The organism is Nonomuraea sp. NPDC000554 (assembly GCF_040300065.1).
Lineage (GTDB): Bacteria > Actinomycetota > Actinomycetes > Streptosporangiales > Streptosporangiaceae > Nonomuraea.
In genome coordinates, this window is the sequence record NZ_JBEPDC010000089.1 from 1 (window position 1) to 1,154 (window position 1,154).

The following is a 1,154-nucleotide window of genomic DNA, read 5'->3' on the forward strand; positions in this document are numbered from 1 at the left end:
GCAGGAGCACCGCGGGGTCGCCCATGAGGGCCCTGGCGATCCGGACCCGGGCCCGCTCGCCCTGGGAGCACACCTGGAACGGGCGGTCGGCGAGGACAGTTATGGAGCACTTTAAAAGTTATGCTTATTTTGGTTCTGTTGCGAAGTTTGAAAATCAAACTCGCCCTCTCTGAACTCCAAATATCTTAGGCTGGTATTCCCATTAATACCTTGATTTCAGTAGACACCGAAAAGCCGAAGAGCGTTCCATTTCTTCGGTTCTTTTTATATATTCCTCGAAGGGTCTCCATGCCCTTAATCGTGGAAGAGGCTGTACGGAGACTTTGATAAAATTTATTCCGTCGTTTAATAGGTCGATGGTCTTGTTCTATTAAATTGTTAAGATACTTCACAGTTCGGTGCTCTGTCTTAGGATATAAACCCACACTCTGTAACTTTCTAAAGGCGGAGCCAAGAGAAGGTGCTTTATCGGTCACAATTGCTTTCGGCTCACCAAACTGTTTATGGAGTCGTTTTAAGAAAGCATAGGCTGCTTGCGTATCCCGTTTCTTTCGTAACCAGATATCTAAGGTTAAGCCGTCCGCATCAATTGCACGATAAAGATAATGCCAACGTCCCTTAATTTTGATATAGGTTTCGTCCATTTTCCATGAATAGAAGGATTGTCTATTTTTCTTCTTCCAAAGATAATAGAGGACTTTGCTGTACTCTTGCACCCAACGATAAATCGTAGTATGACAAACATTTATTCCACGATCATATAACAATTCCTGAACTTCACGATAGCTTAGATTGTAACGCAGGTAGTAACCAACAGCGACAATAATGACGTCTTTTTTGAATTGTTTGCCTTTAAAATGATTCATTACTCTGTCCTCTCTGTCTTTTTTCTCAATTTTACACTAAAATAGATTTTTTGGAAAACTTTGCAACAGAACCAGAATTTTAATAATCTACATTTTTATTGTTTACTAATTGGTACCCAAAGCTCCATTTCATAATTGGGATCATGAATATCATTTTCGGTATATACTTCAAAATCTGGTAACCCTGAATGTTTGTAGCCATTTTCTGGGAAAAATTCTTCAAGCAGATATTTCCATGCCTGATGAATGGAATCAGGGACTGATCCTTTAACTGGAACTACTGCATAC

2 protein-coding genes are annotated in these 1,154 nt (G+C 40.5%); both read right to left on the bottom strand.

The annotated features are described in order from the left end of the window. Window positions 1–185: 185 nt before the first annotated feature. Window positions 186–866, bottom strand: a complete 681-nt coding sequence (locus tag ABT294_RS50770; RefSeq protein WP_081196305.1) for an IS6-like element ISS1N family transposase — start codon at window positions 864–866, stop codon at window positions 186–188. A gap of 95 nt (window positions 867–961) precedes the next feature. Beyond that, a partial coding sequence (locus tag ABT294_RS50775) for a GyrI-like domain-containing protein (RefSeq protein ID WP_350813753.1) occupies window positions 962–1,154 on the bottom strand: 193 nt, incomplete at its 5' end.